21 protein-coding genes are annotated in these 20,526 nt (G+C 36.7%); 9 read left to right on the top strand and 12 right to left on the bottom strand.

Annotated elements, in window-relative coordinates:
* Positions 1-61 precede the first annotated feature (61 nt).
* The 4 genes from C8D70_RS19985 to C8D70_RS19970 form a co-directional block, all read right to left on the bottom strand.
* On the bottom strand, positions 62-640 hold the full coding sequence (locus tag C8D70_RS19985; protein WP_076595085.1) for a DUF4840 domain-containing protein: 579 nt from the start codon (positions 638-640) through the stop codon (positions 62-64).
* A gap of 253 nt (positions 641-893) precedes the next feature.
* Positions 894-2,309: an efflux transporter outer membrane subunit gene (locus C8D70_RS19980; RefSeq protein ID WP_110368449.1), complete on the bottom strand. Its 1,416-nt coding sequence runs from the start codon at positions 2,307-2,309 to the stop codon at positions 894-896.
* On the bottom strand, positions 2,296-5,454 hold the full coding sequence (locus C8D70_RS19975) for an efflux RND transporter permease subunit (protein WP_110368448.1): 3,159 nt from the start codon (positions 5,452-5,454) through the stop codon (positions 2,296-2,298). The genes C8D70_RS19980 and C8D70_RS19975 overlap by 14 nt, the downstream gene beginning before the upstream one ends.
* A 30-nt stretch (positions 5,455-5,484) precedes the next feature.
* Positions 5,485-6,606, bottom strand: a complete 1,122-nt coding sequence (locus C8D70_RS19970; protein ID WP_110368447.1) for an efflux RND transporter periplasmic adaptor subunit — start codon at positions 6,604-6,606, stop codon at positions 5,485-5,487.
* Positions 6,607-6,650: 44 nt separating this feature from the next.
* On the opposite strand from C8D70_RS19970, the gene C8D70_RS21230 reads away from it, so the two are divergent.
* The gene (locus C8D70_RS21230) at positions 6,651-6,782 is read left to right on the top strand and encodes a hypothetical protein (RefSeq protein ID WP_262484559.1); all 132 of its coding nucleotides are present in this window, start codon (positions 6,651-6,653) and stop codon (positions 6,780-6,782) included.
* A 224-nt stretch (positions 6,783-7,006) separates the two neighbouring features.
* Here the strand turns inward: C8D70_RS21230 and C8D70_RS19965 are convergent, their stop codons facing one another.
* On the bottom strand, positions 7,007-7,771 hold the full coding sequence (locus tag C8D70_RS19965) for a LytR/AlgR family response regulator transcription factor (protein ID WP_076595089.1): 765 nt from the start codon (positions 7,769-7,771) through the stop codon (positions 7,007-7,009).
* Positions 7,768-8,886, bottom strand: coding sequence for a sensor histidine kinase (locus C8D70_RS19960; RefSeq protein WP_110368446.1), 1,119 nt, complete (start codon positions 8,884-8,886; stop codon positions 7,768-7,770). Before C8D70_RS19960 ends, C8D70_RS19965 begins: the two co-directional genes overlap by 4 nt.
* A gap of 229 nt (positions 8,887-9,115) precedes the next feature.
* Between C8D70_RS19960 and C8D70_RS19955 the strand changes: the two genes are divergently transcribed.
* The 8 genes from C8D70_RS19955 (at position 9,116) to C8D70_RS19920 (ending at position 16,909) form a co-directional block, all read left to right on the top strand.
* Positions 9,116-9,940 carry a universal stress protein gene (locus C8D70_RS19955; RefSeq protein ID WP_110368445.1) on the top strand — a complete coding sequence of 275 codons (825 nt, stop codon included), beginning with the start codon at positions 9,116-9,118 and terminating at the stop codon, positions 9,938-9,940.
* 302 nt (positions 9,941-10,242) lie between these two features.
* On the top strand, positions 10,243-10,797 hold the full coding sequence (locus C8D70_RS19950; protein WP_076595092.1) for a hypothetical protein: 555 nt from the start codon (positions 10,243-10,245) through the stop codon (positions 10,795-10,797).
* A 12-nt stretch (positions 10,798-10,809) separates the two neighbouring features.
* A complete protein-coding gene (locus C8D70_RS19945; protein ID WP_076595093.1) occupies positions 10,810-11,454 on the top strand; it encodes a hypothetical protein in 645 nt (214 codons plus the stop codon).
* Between the two features lie 11 nt (positions 11,455-11,465).
* Entirely contained in the window at positions 11,466-12,236 is a 771-nt protein-coding gene (locus tag C8D70_RS19940; RefSeq protein ID WP_110368443.1) for a sensor histidine kinase, read from the top strand.
* Complete coding sequence (locus tag C8D70_RS19935) at positions 12,233-12,877, top strand: response regulator transcription factor (RefSeq protein WP_076595095.1); 645 nt, start codon at positions 12,233-12,235, stop codon at positions 12,875-12,877. The genes C8D70_RS19940 and C8D70_RS19935 overlap by 4 nt, the downstream gene beginning before the upstream one ends.
* A gap of 263 nt (positions 12,878-13,140) precedes the next feature.
* Complete coding sequence (locus tag C8D70_RS19930; RefSeq protein ID WP_110368442.1) at positions 13,141-13,986, top strand: caspase domain-containing protein; 846 nt, start codon at positions 13,141-13,143, stop codon at positions 13,984-13,986.
* Positions 13,987-14,059: 73 nt separating this feature from the next.
* Complete coding sequence (locus tag C8D70_RS19925; RefSeq protein ID WP_076595097.1) at positions 14,060-15,070, top strand: trypsin-like serine peptidase; 1,011 nt, start codon at positions 14,060-14,062, stop codon at positions 15,068-15,070.
* A 648-nt stretch (positions 15,071-15,718) separates the two neighbouring features.
* Positions 15,719-16,909: a hypothetical protein gene (locus C8D70_RS19920; protein WP_136522047.1), complete on the top strand. Its 1,191-nt coding sequence runs from the start codon at positions 15,719-15,721 to the stop codon at positions 16,907-16,909.
* Positions 16,910-17,468: 559 nt separating this feature from the next.
* On the opposite strand, the gene C8D70_RS19915 is transcribed toward C8D70_RS19920, so the two are convergent.
* The 6 genes from C8D70_RS19915 to C8D70_RS19890 all read right to left on the bottom strand — a co-directional run bounded on the left by C8D70_RS19915 (position 17,469) and on the right by C8D70_RS19890 (position 20,526).
* Positions 17,469-17,948 (bottom strand): transposase, encoded by a 480-nt coding sequence (locus tag C8D70_RS19915; protein ID WP_228408070.1) that lies wholly within the window; start codon positions 17,946-17,948, stop codon positions 17,469-17,471.
* A 286-nt stretch (positions 17,949-18,234) separates the two neighbouring features.
* Entirely contained in the window at positions 18,235-18,414 is a 180-nt protein-coding gene (locus tag C8D70_RS19910; RefSeq protein ID WP_110368441.1) for a hypothetical protein, read from the bottom strand.
* Between the two features lie 12 nt (positions 18,415-18,426).
* On the bottom strand, positions 18,427-19,092 hold the full coding sequence (locus C8D70_RS19905; protein ID WP_110368440.1) for a hypothetical protein: 666 nt from the start codon (positions 19,090-19,092) through the stop codon (positions 18,427-18,429).
* A 28-nt stretch (positions 19,093-19,120) separates the two neighbouring features.
* Positions 19,121-19,555 carry a hypothetical protein gene (locus C8D70_RS19900; protein WP_110368439.1) on the bottom strand — a complete coding sequence of 145 codons (435 nt, stop codon included), beginning with the start codon at positions 19,553-19,555 and terminating at the stop codon, positions 19,121-19,123.
* A gap of 1 nt (position 19,556) precedes the next feature.
* On the bottom strand, positions 19,557-20,246 hold the full coding sequence (locus C8D70_RS19895) for a hypothetical protein (RefSeq protein ID WP_110368438.1): 690 nt from the start codon (positions 20,244-20,246) through the stop codon (positions 19,557-19,559).
* Between the two features lie 34 nt (positions 20,247-20,280).
* Complete coding sequence (locus tag C8D70_RS19890) at positions 20,281-20,526, bottom strand: hypothetical protein (protein ID WP_110368437.1); 246 nt, start codon at positions 20,524-20,526, stop codon at positions 20,281-20,283.

Raw genomic sequence — 20,526 nt, 5'->3', positions numbered from 1 at the left:
AAGCAAAAACAGATTGCATCTTTTTAATAAAGCGCAATCCATTGATGATACTAACTATTCATTAATTTTTTATACAGAACGGAAAATTATAATCGATCACTTCATAAGGAGTAACCACTGTTCCGTCTACTGTAATTTTGTCTGCTGTGAGCGCATATCTGAGCGTTCTATCCATCCCTACATAATATCCTTTTTGCTTAGAAACGAATTCCACAACTGTCTTTTTATTCACTCCGTCTACCGGAATCTGAAGCTCCATTGTTTTTGGGGTAAGGGTAAGCTCTATCACATTATTTGCGGTATTGATCACTGCTGCATATTTAATATCATAGTTCACCTTTCCCATTGATTTCATGGCATTTTCTGCTTTTGCAGGATCCTTTACGACTGTTTTTACAATTTCACTTATTGGAAATTCGGCAAAAGAGATCGTATCTTTCTTTACTTTGAATTCTTTTATTCCTTCTCTTTTGGTATTTCCCTGTACAATAATCAGTTTTCCTTTATAGTTCCCTGGTAATTCTTCCATTTTTACAGGTGGAATGTCCGGTCCATCGTTATCATTACATGAGAATAAGGCCAATCCTGCCAAAACCATTAAAACTGTCATAAAAAATCGGGGTACTGTTAATTTTTTCATTGCATTACATTTTCGTTAAACATTAATTATTTTCGAGTACTCATCTATATAAATCCTGTTTTCTGAAAATCTTGCATACTTTTTTATAAAAAAGAGGAAAATTTTTATAACCGATTGATTTTGTGAATGTAAAATTTCATCACTTCATTGCAAATTCTGTACCTGTTGTAAAAATTGAGTTGTATTGATACGCCAAAAACAGCAAAAAGGAAACTACATAACATAGTTTCCTTTATTATTTTTAAGGTATATTTTACTGTACTCCACCGCCAAGTGCCCTGTAAAGATCTACCTCAGCATTTAATTTTTCAAGGGTAACGTTGATGGTTTCCAGATCATTCTGAAGTTTATTGTTCTGGGCGGTAATAACTTCCAGATAGGTTGCCATACCACTTTTATACAGCTTCAGTGCATCATTGATTCCTTTGTTCAGAATGGCTGTTCTCTGTTCTAAAAGCTGCAGTCTTTCTGAAGAACCTTTAGATTTCGCCATAGCATCGGAAACCTCTCCCACGGCAGTCATTACAGATTGCTTAAAATTGATGGCTGCTTTTTCCTGTTCAATCAAAGCTGTCTCGTAAGCTGTTTTCAGTTCTTTTTTCTGAAAAATCGGTGCGGCCAGATTGGCTGCGATTGCTTTGGTAATAGATCCGGGAATATCAAACCAAGAGCTGAACTTATTGGAATTGACTCCTATTTGCGGGCTAAGACTGATACTTGGATACATGGCTGCTTTTGCCAGTCCGGTTTTGGAGTTTAAGCTGATCACGTTGAACTCTGCCATTTTCAGATCTGGTCTTCGGCTCAGCAGCTGTGCCGGTAATCCTTCAGACAATCTGTTTTCAGGAATCATTGTTTTAAGGTTTCCTTCTCTTTCTACTTTTGCCGGATATTCTCCACAAAGAATACTCAACGCATTTTCCTGTATAGAAATATTCTGTTTTGCCAAAGGGATCAGCAGCTCGGCTGTTTTCTTCTGTGCTTCCGATTGCTGAACGGCCAATGAATTAATCTGTCCTGCTTTAAACTGAAGGTTCATCATTGTAAGCGTGTTATTGCTTAACTCAATATTTTGTTCTGCTATTTTCAGTTGTTCGTCCAGACTGATCAGATTATAATAAGCCTGAGCTACCTGAACTACGATTCTGCTTTTGATGGCATTTAAATTTTCTCTTTGCCCAAAATATTCTGCTGCTGCGGATTCTTTCTGCATTTTAGCTTTTCCCCAAATGTCTACTTCCCAGGAAAGCCTCAGGGCAGCACTGAAATCATCTATGTATTTTGTTCCCACAAACTGTTCGTTCAGAGATCCGTTAAGCGTATTGGCAGATGCCCAGCTTCTGTTTGCTCCTGCAGTGAAGTCCAGTGTTGGCATCAGACCCAGCTTAGCCTGTTTATAGATCAGATCCAGCTGTTCTATGTTTTTCAAAGCGACATTTACTTCGTTGTTTCTTGAAAGGGCTTTATCTATTAAGCCAATCAGTTTGGAATCTTTGAAGAACGTTTTCCACGGAAGCACTACAGTATCTCCTGTTACCTGTACAGATTCTTTGTAGATTTCGGGAATCTGAAGATCTGTTCTTGTATATTTTTTTCCTACGGCACAAGACATCAGCAGTGATGCCATTGCGCCTGAAATAAGGAAATTCTTTATATTAAATATTCTCATTGGTCAATTGATTTTCTATCGTATTATACTTCTTTTTGGCAGAGAACTTCTCATCCAGATACTGAAAGAACATGTAGAGTACAGGAATTACAAAAACACCTAAAACCACTCCGCTCAACATTCCCATGGCAGCACTTGTACTGATGGATTTATTTCCTGAAGCCATTCCTCCTGTAGAAATCATCAGCGGAATCATTCCGGCAATAAAAGCTAGTGAAGTCATGATAATGGGACGTAATCTCGCCTTTGCTCCTTCAAGTGCAGAATCCAGAATGGAAAGCCCTGCTTTTCGCCTTTGTATGGCAAATTCTACAATCAGGATCGCGTTTTTGGCCAAAAGCCCGATAAGCATGATCAATCCTACCTGTACATAGATATTATTATCCAGCCCGATTGCTTTTATTCCTAAGAATGCTCCTACAATTCCTGTTGGGATGGAAAGCATTACGGCCAAAGGAAGAATATAACTTTCATATTGAGCTGCCAGCAACAGATATACAAAAAGCAAACACAGTCCAAAGATGGCAATAGTCTGATTTCCTGCTGATTTTTCTTCCAGACTCAAGCCTGTCCATTCATAACTGTAGTCAGATGGCAATTTGCTTAAGGTTTGTTCCAGTTTCCCCATCAACTCTCCGTTACTTACTCCGGGTTTTGGTGATACATTGATATTTAATGAGTTGTAAAGGTTATAACGCTGAACGGATTCCGGACCGTAGACTTTTTTCAAAGTGATTAATGTATTTACCGGTACCATATCTCCTTTTTCATTCTTTACGAAAATATCGTTGAACGCCTGCTCATCCATTCTGAAAACTCCGTCCGCTTTAATATTCACTCTGTAAAACTTCCCGAATCTTGAGAAATTCTGAGACTGATCTCCTGAGAAATAGGTCTGAACGGTTCCCAACAGGTTTGAAATACTTACTCCCAATTGTTTTGCTTTATCTTCATTTACTTCAAGCTCCATCTGAGGATAATCTGCCCTGAACATGGTGTAGGCAAATGCCACTTCCGGAACCTGCATCAGCTGGCCAATCAGTTCATCGGCTTTGGCTTTAAGAACCTGAGGATCTCTTCCCATACGGTCCTGAAGCACTATTTCTGCGTCATTTGTCATTCCGTATCCTTCTACAGGAGGCATTCTGAAAGTCATTACACTTCCTTCTTTAATCACGCCCAATTTTGCAGTTGCCATATCTACCACTTCCTGAATATCCTGAACTTCGCCTCTTTCTTTTTTAGGTTTCAGCTTAACAAATCCCATCGCATACGCGGGTCCAGCACTGTTGCTAAGAAGGTTATATCCTGTAATGGAAGTATTTTCCTGAACGGCATCTACTCCTTTTAATATTTCATTGATCTTGTTGGAAACTTCTGTCGTTTTGGTCAATGCTGTCCCGGGAGGCATGCTTAAAGTGTACATAAAGAATCCGTCATCTTCCATTGGTACAAAACTTTTAGGGGTGCTTGACATCAGCCAGCCAGCAACACCTATAACGGCTACAATTAATCCTCCTGCAATCCATTTTCTTCCTATTAAGAAACGGACTCCTTTTGCATAACGGTTAGTCATATTATTAAACCCTGCATTGAATGCTACCGCAAATCTTTGCCCGAATCCTTTTGGCTTTTTACCTTCTCCCGAATGATTATTTTTCAAAAAGACAGCACATAAAGCAGGCGTTAACGTCAATGCATTCACCGCTGAAATGATGATCGCTATGGCTAATGTGTAGGCAAACTGCTTATAGAATAATCCAGCTGAACCTGACATAAATCCGATTGGAATAAATACTGCCGACATCACCAATGTGATTGAAATAACCGCTCCTGTAATCTCACTCATCGCCTTGTGAGTAGCCTCTCTACCTGAAAGGTTTGTCCCTTCCATATTACTGTGGACAGCTTCTACCACTACGATAGCATCATCCACCACAATACCGATGGCCAGCACAAGGGCAAAAAGCGTCAAGACATTAATGGTGAATCCTAAGACCAGAAGGAAGAAGAAAGTACCGATAATCGCCACCGGAACTGCCACTGCAGGAATAATGGTAGATCTGAAATCCTGTAAGAAGATAAATACGACAATAAATACAAGAATAAATGCTTCTATCAAAGTAGATTTCACCTGTCCTGTAGCTTCATCCAATCTTTCTTTGGTACTCATTACCTTTGTGTATTCAATACCCGGAGGGAATGATTTTGATAACTGGTCAAGGGCTTTGTTTACGCCTATCTCAATCTGATTGGCATTGGATCCTGTAGTCTGCATGATCGCAACAGTAACCGCATTTTTCCCATTGGAAAGGTTATCTCCAGTATTTGAAATGGCTCCGAATTCCACACGGGCAACATCTTTTAACCTGATGACCTGGCTTCCGGTATTTTTAACAATAATATTTTCATATTGTTCCGGCTTGTTCTTTTTTCCTTTATAACGGATCACATATTCTAAAGCAGCATCAGATTCTTCTCCCAGTTTACCCGGAGCGGATTCCAAACTGTGATCTGCAATGGCTCTCGAAACGTCTGCCGGTTCAAGCCCATACGATGACATTTTCTGAGGATTAAGCCATATTCTCATGGAATAATCTTTAATCCCGAATACCATGGCCTGTCCTACTCCCTTTACCCTTTTTACCTGTGGAATAAGGTTGATATTCGCGTAGTTCTGAAGGAAGGTTTCATCATATTGTTTATTATCTTCGGTATAAATATTGAAAATCAATACCATACTGTTCTGCTGCTTGGAGGTGGTCAATCCCATTCTCACTACCTCCTGCGGAAGTATCGGGGTAGCCTGCTGTACTCTGTTTTGTACGTTTACCGCTGCCTGATCGGCATTCACTCCCTGTTTGAATATAATGGAGATGGAAAATGTACCATCATTACTTGCTGTGGATTTCATGTATTCCATGTCTTCCACTCCATTAATCTGCTCTTCCAGCGGAGTTACCACGGAACGGATCACGGTTTCACTGTTTCCTCCGGGATACGATCCTGAAACGGTGATGGTAGGCGGAGAAATGTCCGGAAATCTGGTTACCGCCAGCTGGTTTAATCCTATAATCCCTAAAATAACAATAATAAGGGATATTACCGTCGCCAGTACAGGACGGTCTATGATCTTTTTTAACATTTTTCGAATTTTCTAAGAATGGTTATACAACTATTTCAAAGGAACTGTTGTCGCCACAACCTGCGCTCCGTCTGTAAGAGCATCAATTCTGTTAATGGCAATCTTATCTCCTGCATTCACTCCTTCTTTGATAAAATAATCCTGCGATGTACTTCCTGAAACGGTAATCTGAGTCATTTTTACTTTATCCTTACCATTCAGTTTATAGACAAAGAATCTGTCCTGAATATCTTTCACGGATGTTTTCGGAAGTTTAACCACACCATTTAAGACATTGTGAATCATCACTCTGGCTGTTCCTCCGGCTCTCAATAATTTATCCGGATTTTGAAAAACGGCTTTCATCTGAATACTTCCGGTATTTCTGTCGAAGTTTCCGCTGGCATGTTCAAGTTTTCCTTTAAGAGAATAGGTGGAACCGTCTGCCAGAATAAGCTCTACATTTTCTGTAGTATTTCCTGATCCTGCAGCTCTGCTGTGTGCAATAAAATCAGCTTCATTCATTGAGAAATACACATTCACGCTGTTTATGCTTGAAAGTGTTGTCAAAGGAGAAGCATCAGACGGACTGATGAGGTTTCCTACTCTGTTTGGAATCCTTCCTATGTACCCACTCACCGGTGCTTTGATGTAGGTAAAACTGGCGTTGATTTTTGATGATCCCAATGATGACTGTGCCTGTGCAACCTGTGCTGAAGCTGCTTTATAATTTGCCTGTGCGGTTTTCAGCTGCATATCGGAAACTACTTTTCCTTCTACCAGAGGTTTCAGTTTTTCTACTTCAAGTTTTGCTGTTTCCTGTGCAGCCAACGCTGATTTCAAGGCTGCTTCGTTGGTATTTACCTGCTCATTGTATACGGATGGGCTTATTCTGAAAAGGGTCTGTCCTTTGCTTACATACTGTCCTTCTTTGATATATACGGCTTCCAGATATCCTGTTACCTGTGCTTTGATATCTACATTGTCCTGCCCTTCTATGCTTCCCGGATATCCTGTAGACACCTCTGCATCTCCGGATTTTACCTGGATAAAATCTGTAGGCAATGCCTGCTGCATCTGCTGAGCATTTTCCTGGCCGTTCCCGGAGCCGCATGAATACAATATCGCTGCAACTGTAAGTGAAAGTACCAGATATCCTTTTCTGTAATTCATAACATTGGTTTTTAAATTTTACAGGAGCAAAATAACTTCATCTTATGGTGATATTCATTCAGAAGTTGGGTGAAGTGTCATTAATCGCAGGTGAAACGTATGATAGGAAAAATGAAAGGAAAGAAGCTATTTTCCTTTATAATTATGATAAAAAAGAGATTTTCATGTGGAAATAAGAGTGAAATTATTAAGGATAAACTAATGGATTTCACAAGTAAAACGAAAAAGAGGGTGTCTCAAAAGTGTCATTCTGAACACAGACTGAAAGTCTGCGAACGAAGTTCATAAATGTAGTGAAGAATCTCATGTATTTGGATATTAATGAGATTCTTCCTTCGTCAGAATGACATAGGTCAAATTATTTGACTTTTGAGACAGTCTTGTCTGTATTTTTATGAAATTAATAATCCATCCAGGATTTGAAAATGGAAGCTTTTTCTCTGCTTACAATGACTTCCATCTCAGGGTGTTTCCTCAGTTCCAGTTTTAATTTTCCATTAAAATGATTAAAAATCTGCTTTACGGAATTGATATGAATAATAAATTGTCTGTTAGCGCGGAAAAAGAATTTAGGATCCAACTGTTTTTCAAGTTCTTCCAGGGTTTGTGGAACATTCTCAACGACTCCGGTATTCAGCATGGCTTTGCTGATTCCCAATTCGGTATAGAAGTATAGGATGTCTTCCGCCAAAACGGTTTTATATCCGTCTCTATGGGCGATCAGAAAACGTTTTCTGTAGTCTTTAGGCTGGATATAATTAAGAAGTCCCTCAATAGCTGTTCCTACTACCGGAACGGCTTCCATAAAGGTCTCGTAGCGTTTTAAAGCAGCATCCAGTTCTTCTTCCTCGATAGGTTTCAGAAGGTAATCTACACTGTTGTATTTGAATGCCTGTACTGCATATTCATCATAGGCTGTGGTGAATATGACTGCACTTTTAACTTCATGCTTATTAAATATTTCAAAGCTGAGGCCATCGGCAAGGCGTACATCCATCATGATCACGTCCGGAACGACATTATTTTCCAGCCAGTGTACTGTTGAGGTTATTGAATCTTCCACGGACAGGATTTCAATATGGGGTCTTAATTTCAACAACAGTCTTTTTAATCTGTCTGCATTGGGTCTTTCGTCTTCAACGATTAAAACTTTATTAATCTTCATATCAATGGGAGTTTTACAATAAATTTATCTTCAGTTTTTTCGATTACAGGTTTAGGATATCCTAAGATTTCGTATCGTGCAATGATATTGGTAAGCCCTACTCCTGAGGAATCCGGCTTATTGATTAAAGGCAGAAATGTATTAGAAACTACCAGTTCTCCTTCCTGGTTTGTATAAACGTGAATTTCCAAAGGATTTACCTTTGAAGTCTGGTTATGTTTAATGGCATTTTCAACCAACAATTGTAAAGACAGCGGAAGGGTAAATCTGGACCTGTATTCTTCCTGAATATCTATTTTGAATATAACGCCTTCACCTATTCTTTTTTCAATCAGAAAGATGTAGGATTCTAAAAACTTCAATTCTTCTTCTACTGCGATTATGTCTTTTTTGGAATTAACCAGCAGGTATCGGTATACTCTCGCAAATTTCTCGGAATAATCGTAACCTAACTGTTGATCTTCCAGAATAAGCTCAGACAGAACACTTAAGTTATTGAAAATAAAATGGGGATCTATCTGAAGCTTAAGCGCCTGAAGTTCTGCCGCCATGGCTGCCTGTTTATGTTTGGAAGCTCTCAGTTTGTGCTGGGCAGCTTCTACTGCCGTTTTTTTCCAGTTTTCCAATAAATAATCCACGGTATTAAACGCGCTGATAATCAACGATATGACAATATTAGTTGCAATCCATTGTCCCAGAAGTGTATATTCTTTGCGGGTATCCATCTCAGGTAATGTGACTGAAGTACCGTATACGATTGCATTAATAATAATCACAATCAAAACACTTCCCACGATCTGAAGCAAACATTGGATGAACAATCGCTTTATGGTCCTGTTTCTCCAGGGAAGCCACTTATTGAGTGTGCTGTCTATAAATATACTTACCTCCGAAATAATGATCGAAAAAAAGATAATCCATGTAGCATCTTCCAGAATCATCTTTAGCGGAGCATCCAGATAGCCTTTCCAAACGGGATCAAAGGGATCGATAAGGTAAGAGAAAACACAGAAGGTAACCACCGCAACCGCCCAGATCACCAGCCTTCTTTTCATGGTGGAAAGAATCTTCTTATTCCGTACTATATTTTTTCTGATGGTAGAAATCCTATTCATATCCGGGACTTTATGAATGTAAATATAGAAATAGATTTTCTATGAGTATCTTCTATTTTAGACGAGACCGCCAAAACGATACCTGAAACGTAAAATAGCAGCGTTAAAATGAATGTGACGGTTCATCACCTGAAAAAGACATTTCATCATCATTTTATGCAACATCACCCTATTTTTATAGTAAGGTAATAACGGTCTATCATAGTTTTGTGGTATTAAATCCGGTACAATGAAAACAATAATTGTCTGCACAGATTTTTCCCAGGAAGCTGAAAACGCCACTCATTATGCTTCTTCTATGGCTAAAGAAAATACATACAGGATTGTGCTTTTCAATCTTCAAACTGTTTCCATCCATGCTCTGAACGCACAGGTTTCAGCTGATTTTTTCTACGCTCAAACGCTTAAAAATCAGAAAAAAATAGAGGATAAGGCCGCAGAGCTTAAAAGATTATATGCCGTTGAAACCCAATATCATCTGGCTTCCGGTAATTTTATTGAAGAGCTTGAAAAATGTATACAGCTATGCGGGTGTGATTTTGTCGTGATGGGAATGGCGGAGAAAACTTTGGAACAAAAGCTTTTAGGAAACCGTGTAACGAAGGCAATTCACAGAATTAAAAAACCAATACTGATTATTCCTGCCCACATAGAATATACAGGTATCCGAAAGATTCTTTTTGCATATGATACGCACAAAAGTATGACCTGGTCTTCTATGAATGACATTTATTATTTCATTAATGATTTTAATGCTGAGATTGAGGTTTTCAATGTAAGTGAAAGTTTAGAAGATTTTACGGAAGTTATTCATGATATCGACCTGAATTCCGGGTATGATCTGGATGATATTAAGTACAGCTTTAAAATGATTCAGTCTATCGAAGTGATTAAGGCGATTGAAGAGGAAATAAGACTGAGCAGCCCAGACCTTTTAACCATGATTCCTTATCAATACAATTTTGTAGAATCTCTTTTCCATAGAAGCAAAACAGCCATCATGGCCTATAAGAATAAAATACCATTACTATCAATTCCCTTAAACATAGATTAAGAATCAATAAAAATCTGTTCACATTTGAATTATCCTTTTGCCTTTAAAGGCTAAATTTTACACTTAATCTTGTTTAGCAGGACCGGAAATTAACTTTCCGGTCTTTTTTTAAGCAAAATATAATAAGACTTATTTATGATGACCGATACAATGGGAATATTTTATAAAAATAAACCAGCACATACTATCCCCCTGAATATCAAAAAGTCGTAAATTTAGTAAAGGATAAAAAACAGTGTTTTCCCTCTTTTTTATAGTTGTGCCGTTAGCTAATTTTGTTCAATAAATTAAACACCATAAAAATGAAAACTTACTTTTTTACTAAGATTTTAACTCCCTTGTGTGCAGCGCTTATTCTGGCTTTTTGCCTGCTAAGCTGTACCGGTTGCTCCGAACCTCCTAAAGAACCCGTTAGCAATAGTTATAAAAAGAAACTGATCAGCTATCGTGAAGGCCGGGTTCTTTTTGATGAATATACCAGAACCAATCATGAAATTCTCATGAAACACAGAAACGGCGAACCCGATTCACGATGGTACTGGTTCTCGCTGGAAGATATGGAAGGATATATTAAATACGTAAAAGAAAATGCCAGAAAACAAAAATTAAAAAATCCGGGAATCAGAATTTATATGGGGAAATACCCGATGAATCATCCTAAAAACAGAATGGCAAAACCCGAATATGCAGGCTATCAGACTATATTTTTAGTTCCTACGACCCAAAAAAGAGAAAGGGAGAAAGCGATGTCCAGGTCAGCTGCCACCGAAGAAAATACAGATGTATCTTCTATAGAATCTATGAACATGACCAATCTGGCGCCGCCGCCAAAAACATTGTCAGGAACAATGCCATAAAAATACAAAATTATGAACTGGAATATTGAAACAGGGAAACAGATATCGATCGTCATATCCATTGTCGTGATGATTCTAATGATTATAAAATATAGAAAAACCGGAAAGGAGAATTTATTTTTTATCATAGGATATATGTTGTTTTCCCTGATTGATGTTTCCTGTTATTTCTATTTCAGGCTGACCAATCTGCCTACGGATATATTTTATGTAATTGGCTTTTTAATGATCGTATTCTTTCTATACTTATTTTATTATTACCAATTACTGTATGTTCCGATACTCAAAAAGATACAGACCATCATTCTGTTTCTTTTTTTTCTCAATATTGTGGTTATGTTTTACACAGAAGATGATCTGCTTCATCATTTTTCTTTTACTATGCTGTATGTAGATATTCTTCTGTTACTATTTTCAATTATTTTGTTTCTGTACCAAACTTTTAACTCCGATAAAATACTAGAAATTAAAAACTATTTACCATTCTGGATATCAGTAGCTTTACTACTATTTTTCATTGGAAGTATTCCGATATTTTTTTTCAGAACTACTGTTTCGGAGACTATTTATTTCTTTATTTTATTTATGCTGAATCTGATCAGTAATGGGATACTCATATTAGGTTTAATCTGGAACAAACAGGAAAGAATAAGATAAATCCTTTTCAAATGGAAGAGAATAATCTGGTCATCATCTTTACGGTTACTTTATTTATCATCGTTTTAACAATGATCTTCATTTATGCGGTCTTTATCAAGAAAAAAACAACGCTGCTGATTGAACAAAAAGAAAAAGACCTACGGTTTGAAAAGGAACTGGCCACTTCACAGGTAGAAATGAAAGAACAGACTCTTAATTATATCGGCCAGGAATTGCATGATGATCTGGGTCAGAAGCTTTCCGTAGTTCGTTTGCGCCAAAACCAGCTGATTACCAAGCTCCGGAATTCAGAAAAAGAAGACCTCATCGAGCTGAATGAATTATTGGGAGAATGTATACAGGACATAAGAAACCTGTCTAAAACATTAATCACTGAACAGATCATTCATTTCGGACTGGCAGAATCCATTGAAAGAGAGGTTCAAAGGATTAAAAAACTGAATTTATTACAAATAGAATTCATCACTCAAAAACAGGATATTGATATTTCTCCAAAACATGGCCTGATCCTCTTCAGGATTATCCAGGAAAGCATCAACAATGTGCTGAAACATTCCAGAGCTAAAAATGTTTCCATACAAATGGAGGATGACTGTGAAAAATTACACATCAGTATCTCCGACAACGGAAGAGGCTTTGATACCAACAGCATTCAGGATGGCTCAGGATTAAAAAACATGGAGCTGAGAGCCAAACTGATTCATGCTGAACTGTCTATACAATCAGAACTGAATAAAGGAACACAAACCTTGATAACCTATCATAAAAATTTATTATGAAAACTATTCCCATAGCGATCGTTGATGATCATACTTTAATCTCCAAAGCACTGGAGAATATGATCACAGAAAATACTCAATATCGGGTCATTATGAATCACCCCAATGGAGAAGAATTTATTGCAGATGTGGAAAAGGCTTCTGAATTACCAGCTGTGGTACTGATGGATGTTAATATGCCTTATAAAAATGGTATAGAAACTACAGAATGGCTTACAGAACATTACCCTGATATTAAAGTCATTGCCCTGACAATGGATGATGATGAAAGAATACTGATTAAAATGTTAAAGGCAGGCGCTAAAGGCTATCTGCTGAAAGACATGCAGCCCTCCATTCTTTTCCAGGCTATTGATACGGTATTTGAAAAAGGCAGCTTTTATACTGATTTTGTGGCTCAAAAGTTATTGAAAGTAAAAACAGAAGAAGCTAAAAACGCCTCTTTACTTTCAGAGCTGAAAGACAGGGAGAAAGAATTTATCAAATGGGCCTGCAGTGAACTCACTTACAAAGAAATAGCTGATAAAATGTGCCTCAGCCCAAAAACAATTGACGGCTACAGAGACTCGGTTTTTGTAAAGCTGGATATAAAAAACAGAGCAGGTCTGGTACTTTTTGCTTTGAAACATGATCTGTGCTAACTTAATTTTTAATCTTATTTATTACCAGAAAAATAAACATCTTTACATTCTATTTACCTATCCGGCAGCTTTTCAAGCTGCCGGATTTTCATTACATAGCTCACTCATATGCAAACAAAAAAGGTGTTTTTCCTTTTTCAAAATACAGTTTTTCCCTCTGTTTTTGTCCTTCAGAATGACAGAATTTTGTCATAGAAAAAAACACAGAAAGGCAGCACCCGAAAAGCCGGAACAGAGTAGGGAATATTTTTAAAACTAATACAATGAAAAAAGCACTTATTGTAGGAATTAATGATTATGCACCCATAGGATACGGAGGTCCGGACCTTAATGGCTGTGTAAATGATGCGCGAGATATGGCAAATACGTTGGTGATCTGTGGTTTTAGTCCCGCGAAGATTAAAATCCTGACCAATCAAAATGCAACAAGAGCGAATATATTGAACTATCTGAAATCCATGATCAGCACAAGTGTAAAAGGAGATTCTCTGGTTTTTTATTATTCAGGACACGGAACCAGAGTGGCCAATATCGGATCTGATCTTGAACTGGATGGTCTGGACGAAGCGGTCTGTCCGCACGATTATGCCAGTAGTGGAGTTATTCGTGATGATGATTTTAAAGCAGTTCTCAGCAAGCTAAAAGCAGGGGTGAATATGGAGGTTATCTTTGATTGCTGTTACTCCGGAACAGGAACCCGAAAAATGGATCTGGGGCTGGAAGCAGATTTTCTCAACGAAACCGCACGTTACATTCCTCCTATGCTTGAGGATGAATTTTATATGACTTACGCCAGTGAAATGGAGGTTTCTAAAAGTTCAAAAAAATCAACTGTGCTTACTAAGGCTCTCGTTCCTGTTGCCGGAATGAATCATACATTATGGGCTGCAGCGAAAGACAACCAGGTATCAATGGAAGGCAATATGAGCGGACAAATACGAGGGTATTTCACCTATCATTTCTGTAAAATATTGCGTGCTACCAATGGAAACATCGTCCGAAAAACGCTTGATAAACAAGTTGCTATGGCACTGGCTGCTATGGGAGCAGCCCAGATCAACCAGACAGAAAGCATCACTGCAGAATTTTCACAAAAAATATTCACTTAACCAATAACCATTACCGGCGGAATCCGAAAAGCCATCAAAAGAGTAGGAATATACCAGATTAAAAATAATAATCATGTCAAAAATTGAAAACAACAACCCAATGACCGCTGAAGAAGTGTCAAGACTCCGAAATGTTAAAGCAAAATCGGCAGAAAAACCTGAAACAGTTGAAAAACTATTTAAGCTGGCTCCCGCTATGGAAACCATTAACGGAAGAACTTTTCCTAAAGGGATGAAAACAATAGGAATGCCTATGGACGAAAAAACAGCAGAAAACCGAGCACTGGAAACGGATCACTTCTACCCTAACCATGCTGATTTTGAGTACAATCCAAAGCTTGAACCGAAAAGAGACCGTAAACCCAAATTCATTGAAAGGGATTCTTTCCTTACTCCAGAGAATGCAAGAACTATTTTCGGAGCAGATCAAAGAAAAGTATATAATTCTACTGCTTATCCATGGAGATGTGTTGGCAGAGTAGAAAGCTCTCTCGGTTCAGGAAGCGGCGTGATGATTGGCCCAAGACACCTTCTTACCTGCTCTCACATTGTAGACTGGCAGCCTAATAATACGACTGGATGGCTGAAATTCACTCCGATGTATTACAACGGAAGTGCTCCTTACGGAACTGCCTGGGGTACCTTAACGTACTACAAATATAAAGTTGCCGGACCTTCTATTGACTCTACAGAAATACAATATGATTATGTAGTGATTGTATTGGACAGACCTATCGGAAACAGCACAGGATGGTTAGGCTCAAAATCTTACTCCGATTCATGGGATGGAGGCGCTTACTGGACCCACGCAGGCTATCCGGGAGACCTTACAGGAACGCAACGACCAACTTACCAGACTGGTATTGCCCTGGATGGAGATTTCTGGAGTGCCGATGACAACGAAAGCATGAGCCATAAGGCAGATATATGGCCCGGACAAAGCGGAGGCCCTTTCTGGGGATATTGGGACGGCTCTCCATATGCTGTGGCCACGCAAAGCGCGCATAATCCAAGCGATAATTTTGCAAGTGGCGGCTCAGATTTAGTCAATCTGGTCATCAGAGCGAGAAATGAACATCCTTAATCCAGTTTTTTAGCCTCAATAACCCCGGCCGCCTTTGAAGGCGGCCGGGGTTATTATTTATCACTGAAGAAATTTTCTGTACATAATGCTCATCAGTATAATTTTTCATGAGATAAATATTGACAATAATGGACAAAGGAATATTGCAGACGTTCAATGGATTGATTGCTCCTGAAAAAAGTTACATTTATTTTTCATTATCTATATGGCTTTAAGTAACAAATAAAAATGATGTAAATCTACTATTTGTTTTGTTTACCCGAAATTCTAATTTTGTTTCCATAATAATCTTTAAAATAAAGAACAATTATAATACACAAATGATAAAAATAATGATTTTACTTAGGAGAGCTTTTTGTACTCTTTATACGTATAATCAGGTGGGTATTGTTTTAGCGTCACTTGATTCTTCCAGTATCCTTATAGTGTTTCCTGCTCATATGCAAGAACAATAAATCCTATTTCTGTTAAATCCAATAACAAATACTCAAATTAATAAGGATACCCAATCCAGCCAAAGTATTAATAATATATGATAATGGAATAACTTATTTCCAAGTGAATGAGTGTATATAATTTGAATAAAAATTCTTTCCTGTTTTTTATGTGATAAATCAAAGCTTTATGAAAAAGGATAATTAAAATACTATGAAAAAAATATTATCGATAGCAACAATACTTTCAGTCTATAGCAGCTTGCTAGGACAAGTGGGAATTAATACAACAAATCCTCAAGGAACTTTTCACGTAGATGGAGCAAAAGACAATCCTTCTTCAGGACTCCCTATACCTACACAACAGTCAAATGATTTTATAGTGACCTCTGAAGGAGTCGTTGGAATAGGAACTGTTCAGCCTTCGGCCTCATCAGTTTTGGACATTACTGCACCAGATAAAGGAGTACTATTGCCAAGAGTTGCTTTAACAAGTGCTACAGATACAACAACAATAGCATCACCCGCTAATGGGCTTTTGGTATACAATACGGGCGCAGCCGGACTTTCTTACATTGGATATGTATTTTGGAATGGCTCTGAGTGGAGATCTTTCCAAAACTCTACCCTTGTTTCCCCTTTATTATCACAAATTAACTGTGGATCAGCATCTCTTAATCCTCCAACTTATACTTCAGGTGTGCCATATACAGGAACTCTGGCCATTCCATATTCTGATGGAAACGGTGGAAATTACGCAGGAGGAACAACCACTACGATGAACGGTTTGCTTTTTAAACTAAATCCAGGAACATTGGCCATAGGTAATGGTTATCTTTATTTTTCGGTGACAGGAACTCCGACGGTAAGTTCACCCTCAGAAAGTAACATCGAAATTAATTCCACTTTAATCCCATTTTACACAGGACTACCATGTACTACGTCTAATATTGGCGCTGGAACAGTTACACCTTCTGGAAGCACAACCTCTGCAGGATATAATATTGACGGAACAACTCCTACTGCTTCTGTAACCTGTTTTGATGGGGGAAATTTCTGCGTAAGATACAACGGAACCACGGCAAGTCAAAAACTTGAAGTTAAACAAAAATATGGTGCCAATCAAGTCATGATATCTTATTCATATTGGGGAGTAGGTTCAGGAAGCGGCAACAGTGGAACATACTCTATCAAAAATACAAACCTATTACAAGATACATGGAGCGTAATGTATGATTTTGGTGGCACTAATAATACTGAAGGAGCTGTAATTACAACTGTACTTGTAGATAAAACGACAGGCAATCTAAGATCTTTCACTACAGAAGCTGACATTGTTGTAAGTTCCGAAATTGGCATCAGCGGCGGGAAAAACAAGCTTTTTTTAAGATTAACAAAAAATTAATTTTCAATCTGTTTAAATTTGACACTATTCCGAAAAGTGTGTAAGTTAAAAAGTTAAGGCTTGGATTTATAATCTGAGCCTTCTTTAATTCGTTGATTCATAATTGCTTAAATTTTTATTTGAATTGAAAATTCAACAACTTTCTATAAGAACCGATAAAATTAAACTGTAAAAAATATAAATCACTGTAAATCAGCATCTAATTATTGCAATTAACGGAACTCAAAAGGATAAATATCGTCATAACAATAAAGAAGCTTTCCAAAAAATTTGGACAGCCTCATAAAACTATAAATTTACTGGGGTCAAAGAAGCCATCCTGGTCTTCTTCAAGCTGTATTAATTTATTTTGCTTTTTTGTAAAGCTTATCACGTCCTGAAATAACGATAAAAAAAAGAATCGTTATTATGTTAGAAAAACCAATTTATGTAAAACACCTCGCTTACGCACAAATCCTTTCGTGTGGTCTTCTCACAAGCCAAACATTCTAAAAACAACAATATTATCCCAAAGTCCTTTTTCATCAGAATAATTTACAGCACTACTATATCTGTAATCTTATGCACGGAAAACCAAACCTGCTTCAACAGGGTTTTGATGTACATAATTTATTTTTTGCCTGATTATATGATTGCTCCAAAGTTCAATTGGTTTATTGTCATGTCTCCAAAACTGATATTGATTTACATTGGATGTTTTTGCTCCTTCCTGAAGAAAAAAATTCAGCAGAAATTTTTTTCTGCTTTCCTGAGGATTTTCTTTGATAACTTTTACAACGGCCTTGCTTGTAAATCTTTTTAAATCACCAATAAGAAGTTCTGGTTTTTGCCCTTGTGTGCTTCGAAAAACTAAATGTACATGGCTTGACATAATACACCATGCGTGTATTTCTAATCCTTTATTCTTTTGGCAAAACATTAAGCTTTCTAAAAGAATTTCTTTATATTCATTTCTAATAAAAACATCTAACCAGCCTACTACAGCGATGCTTATAAAGTATAGTCCTTCAGGGTTATGAAATTTGTAGTTTCTGCTCATCTTTTATGTTTTTATAACCTGACCCTTATAAAGAATTTCATACTCATTCTCTGCAAATTTTCTTACAGAAAGCCCTTTTTTGACAATATCCTCTACAATAAACTGCAAATTTTCTTCAAGAGAAGATAATAATCTTAGTTGTTTTTTAGCTAATCTTTTATATTTGTGGAAGAACTTTTGGAGAACTTTATTAAAAAAAACACTTCTTACTTTACTTCGGAAGTGGTTTGTAATTTAGTTAATTCCCCTTTTCTTTTCTCAGTTTTTCTACATAGGCATTGAATTCTTATTCAGTCAAATCCTCCCTGTCTCCTGAAAAATCAAATCTAACTTTTCTCATATAGGTCATATCTTCCTTAAATTCTCCAGTTTCCCATTGGAATGCATAATATCTAATAATTCCTTTTGGATTTTCTTCAGAATATATAGGTCTTGTTCCATATTTATAAAATTCTTTTTTATTCATTTTTATTTAATTTTATTTGTTAATAGTCTGTTTCCAAGCAGCTTCATATAAGTCAAATTGTTTCTTGTCAAGAAATATCATTCTGGCTACTTCATCATCTGTTAAACTTCTTGTTTTTGATACAGCTTCTAAAGTTCTATACTCCTCATATAACTTATGTCCCGCACCACCAGCAACATCATCCATTTCTTTTAAGTGTAATCGGAACTCTACAATATGTCCGTTTTTCATTTCAATATTCATCAAAATATCCCGATAGCCGTTTAGGGGCTTTTGTATTCTATCTTTTATTTTCAAGATTTTATATTCACCACTAAATTTCTCCAATGCAGCATACAAATCCTTTACTTTAGTATATACGATTTTACTCCCTGCAATATCCACCAATCTATCAGCCTCAGGTAGCTTTGTTTCAGGATTAATATAATCACTATTAATTTTTTCTAAAGCTCTCTCTTTTCCCTTCAATCTATTATTTATCTCTTTCGCCCTTAATCCAGGTTTTCCTCCTGTTTTCCTGGCAAATTTCTTAGTGGTTTGTTCCAGCTCTTTATTTGCAATTCTTGCGGCGTTATACAATTCATCCAAATTATTTGATGATTGTCGTAACTCTCTATTTCCTATTTTAGAAACAATGGTTCTGCTAATCTCCGCGAAAACTGGGAATTTAGAAAACAAAAACCGCCCTTAAAAAGAGCGGTTGCAATTATTTTCCTTCATTAAACCTAAATTCTATAACATTAGAATTTTCCGGGTCATTAAATTTATTATATAAAGATATTGCTAGCATAAGTTTTCTTTCTAAAGATAGATAACTTCTCTTGAAAGGCGCTTTGTAGGTTTTATTTTTATAGATTATATTTTTGTAAACCTCTGTCTCATCTGCCTCTTTAAAATTGTGGAGGTCTTTATCTATATATTCTTCCATCTTTTTTGCAATAATATCCTTTTCTTCTTTGTTTAAAACGAAATCTTGTTCTTGTAAAACTTTATTTTGTAAATTAGGCTTGTCTTCTAAAAGTTTAATCATTAAGTCTATTATTGAATATGCTCCCGTATCTTTTTTTGATTTTTCATAATCTTTGGAAAATCCAGATAAAAGTGCCAATTTTCCATTTTTATAAATTGTTATTTTTGCCATTTTATTTAAAATTTTTGTGATAAATTCTTACATATATACTATTATCTTCAGGATCTATAGAAATACATCCTTCTTCAATTTTTGAAATATCTTTTTTAGCCATTGTTTTATAAAAAGTAGTTGCTTTGAGAGCTTCACTTTCATTTTGTGTTTTATTATAAACTTCCCAAAACTGTTTATATCCTAAAGAAGATCCACCTGGATAATTTGGATTTTCATTCCAGCTTGCTTTTGCACCGTTAATAGAGTCTCCAAAAATATCAAAACTCTCATCTAAAAATTGCTGCCCAAACCCTCCAAAAGGTTTCTTTAAAAGTTTATCTGGAATTTTAAAATTATATTCTATAAATCCATACTCTGAAAGATCTGCTCTATTAGGAAATGTAGACAAATCATCTGCAAACCTCCAAATAATTGTATTTCCTTTCTTTGTCATTTCATAGATAATACCTTTAAAATTGCGACTTATAGTAAATGTTTCTAATTTCCTAAGAACATTTAAAAGTTCTTGGTTAAGCAATTCCTCTGTACTTTTTGCACTTTTCCAAAAATACTTCCTCAGAAAAGCTCCTGCTTCATAATCTTTTCCTGTCTTTAGAACCTGACCCTTATAAAGAATTTCATACTCATTCTCTGCTACTTTTCTTACAGAAAGCCCTTTTTTGGCAATATCCTCTACAATAAACCCCATTCTCTACTGATCTTCAAGAATGGGGTTTTAAGGTTTAATCAAGTCCTTTTTCTTTTCCTTTTCTCAGTTTTTCTACATAGGCATTGAATTCTTCTTCAGTAACTTCTACAGTTTCTCCATTATCAATATCTCCAATATATATTCTTTGCATATAATCATAATTGATCTCAAACTCACCTGTTTCCCAATTAAACGCATATATACCTAATCCACCTTCTGAATTTCTGACACCTTTCACAGGTCTTGAACCAACAATGCAAAATTTTGTTTTATATTCCAT

It is taken from the genome of Chryseobacterium sp. CBTAP 102, assembly GCF_003201365.1.
GTDB lineage: Bacteria > Bacteroidota > Bacteroidia > Flavobacteriales > Weeksellaceae > Chryseobacterium > Chryseobacterium candidae.
The sequence above is the reverse complement of the archived record's forward strand: the minus strand, read 5'-3'. Positions and strand labels throughout refer to the sequence as shown.

Bases quoted from the DNA above. Each gene is read 5' to 3' on its own strand.
- C8D70_RS19985 (WP_076595085.1), bottom strand. From the start codon at position 640: ATGAAAAAATTAACAGTACCCCGATTTTTTATGACAGTTTTAATGGTT.
- C8D70_RS19980 (WP_110368449.1), bottom strand. From the start codon at position 2,309: ATGAGAATATTTAATATAAAGAATTTCCTTATTTCAGGCGCAATGGCA.
- C8D70_RS19975 (WP_110368448.1), bottom strand. From the start codon at position 5,454: ATGTTAAAAAAGATCATAGACCGTCCTGTACTGGCGACGGTAATATCC.
- C8D70_RS19970 (WP_110368447.1), bottom strand. From the start codon at position 6,606: ATGAATTACAGAAAAGGATATCTGGTACTTTCACTTACAGTTGCAGCG.
- C8D70_RS21230 (WP_262484559.1), top strand. From the start codon at position 6,651: ATGGTGATATTCATTCAGAAGTTGGGTGAAGTGTCATTAATCGCAGGT.
- C8D70_RS19965 (WP_076595089.1), bottom strand. From the start codon at position 7,771: ATGAAGATTAATAAAGTTTTAATCGTTGAAGACGAAAGACCCAATGCA.
- C8D70_RS19960 (WP_110368446.1), bottom strand. From the start codon at position 8,886: ATGAATAGGATTTCTACCATCAGAAAAAATATAGTACGGAATAAGAAG.
- C8D70_RS19955 (WP_110368445.1), top strand. From the start codon at position 9,116: ATGAAAACAATAATTGTCTGCACAGATTTTTCCCAGGAAGCTGAAAAC.
- C8D70_RS19950 (WP_076595092.1), top strand. From the start codon at position 10,243: ATGAAAACTTACTTTTTTACTAAGATTTTAACTCCCTTGTGTGCAGCG.
- C8D70_RS19945 (WP_076595093.1), top strand. From the start codon at position 10,810: ATGAACTGGAATATTGAAACAGGGAAACAGATATCGATCGTCATATCC.
- C8D70_RS19940 (WP_110368443.1), top strand. From the start codon at position 11,466: ATGGAAGAGAATAATCTGGTCATCATCTTTACGGTTACTTTATTTATC.
- C8D70_RS19935 (WP_076595095.1), top strand. From the start codon at position 12,233: ATGAAAACTATTCCCATAGCGATCGTTGATGATCATACTTTAATCTCC.
- C8D70_RS19930 (WP_110368442.1), top strand. From the start codon at position 13,141: ATGAAAAAAGCACTTATTGTAGGAATTAATGATTATGCACCCATAGGA.
- C8D70_RS19925 (WP_076595097.1), top strand. From the start codon at position 14,060: ATGTCAAAAATTGAAAACAACAACCCAATGACCGCTGAAGAAGTGTCA.
- C8D70_RS19920 (WP_136522047.1), top strand. From the start codon at position 15,719: ATGAAAAAAATATTATCGATAGCAACAATACTTTCAGTCTATAGCAGC.
- C8D70_RS19915 (WP_228408070.1), bottom strand. From the start codon at position 17,948: ATGAGCAGAAACTACAAATTTCATAACCCTGAAGGACTATACTTTATA.
- C8D70_RS19910 (WP_110368441.1), bottom strand. From the start codon at position 18,414: ATGAATAAAAAAGAATTTTATAAATATGGAACAAGACCTATATATTCT.
- C8D70_RS19900 (WP_110368439.1), bottom strand. From the start codon at position 19,555: ATGGCAAAAATAACAATTTATAAAAATGGAAAATTGGCACTTTTATCT.
- C8D70_RS19895 (WP_110368438.1), bottom strand. From the start codon at position 20,246: ATGGGGTTTATTGTAGAGGATATTGCCAAAAAAGGGCTTTCTGTAAGA.
- C8D70_RS19890 (WP_110368437.1), bottom strand. From the start codon at position 20,526: ATGGAATATAAAACAAAATTTTGCATTGTTGGTTCAAGACCTGTGAAA.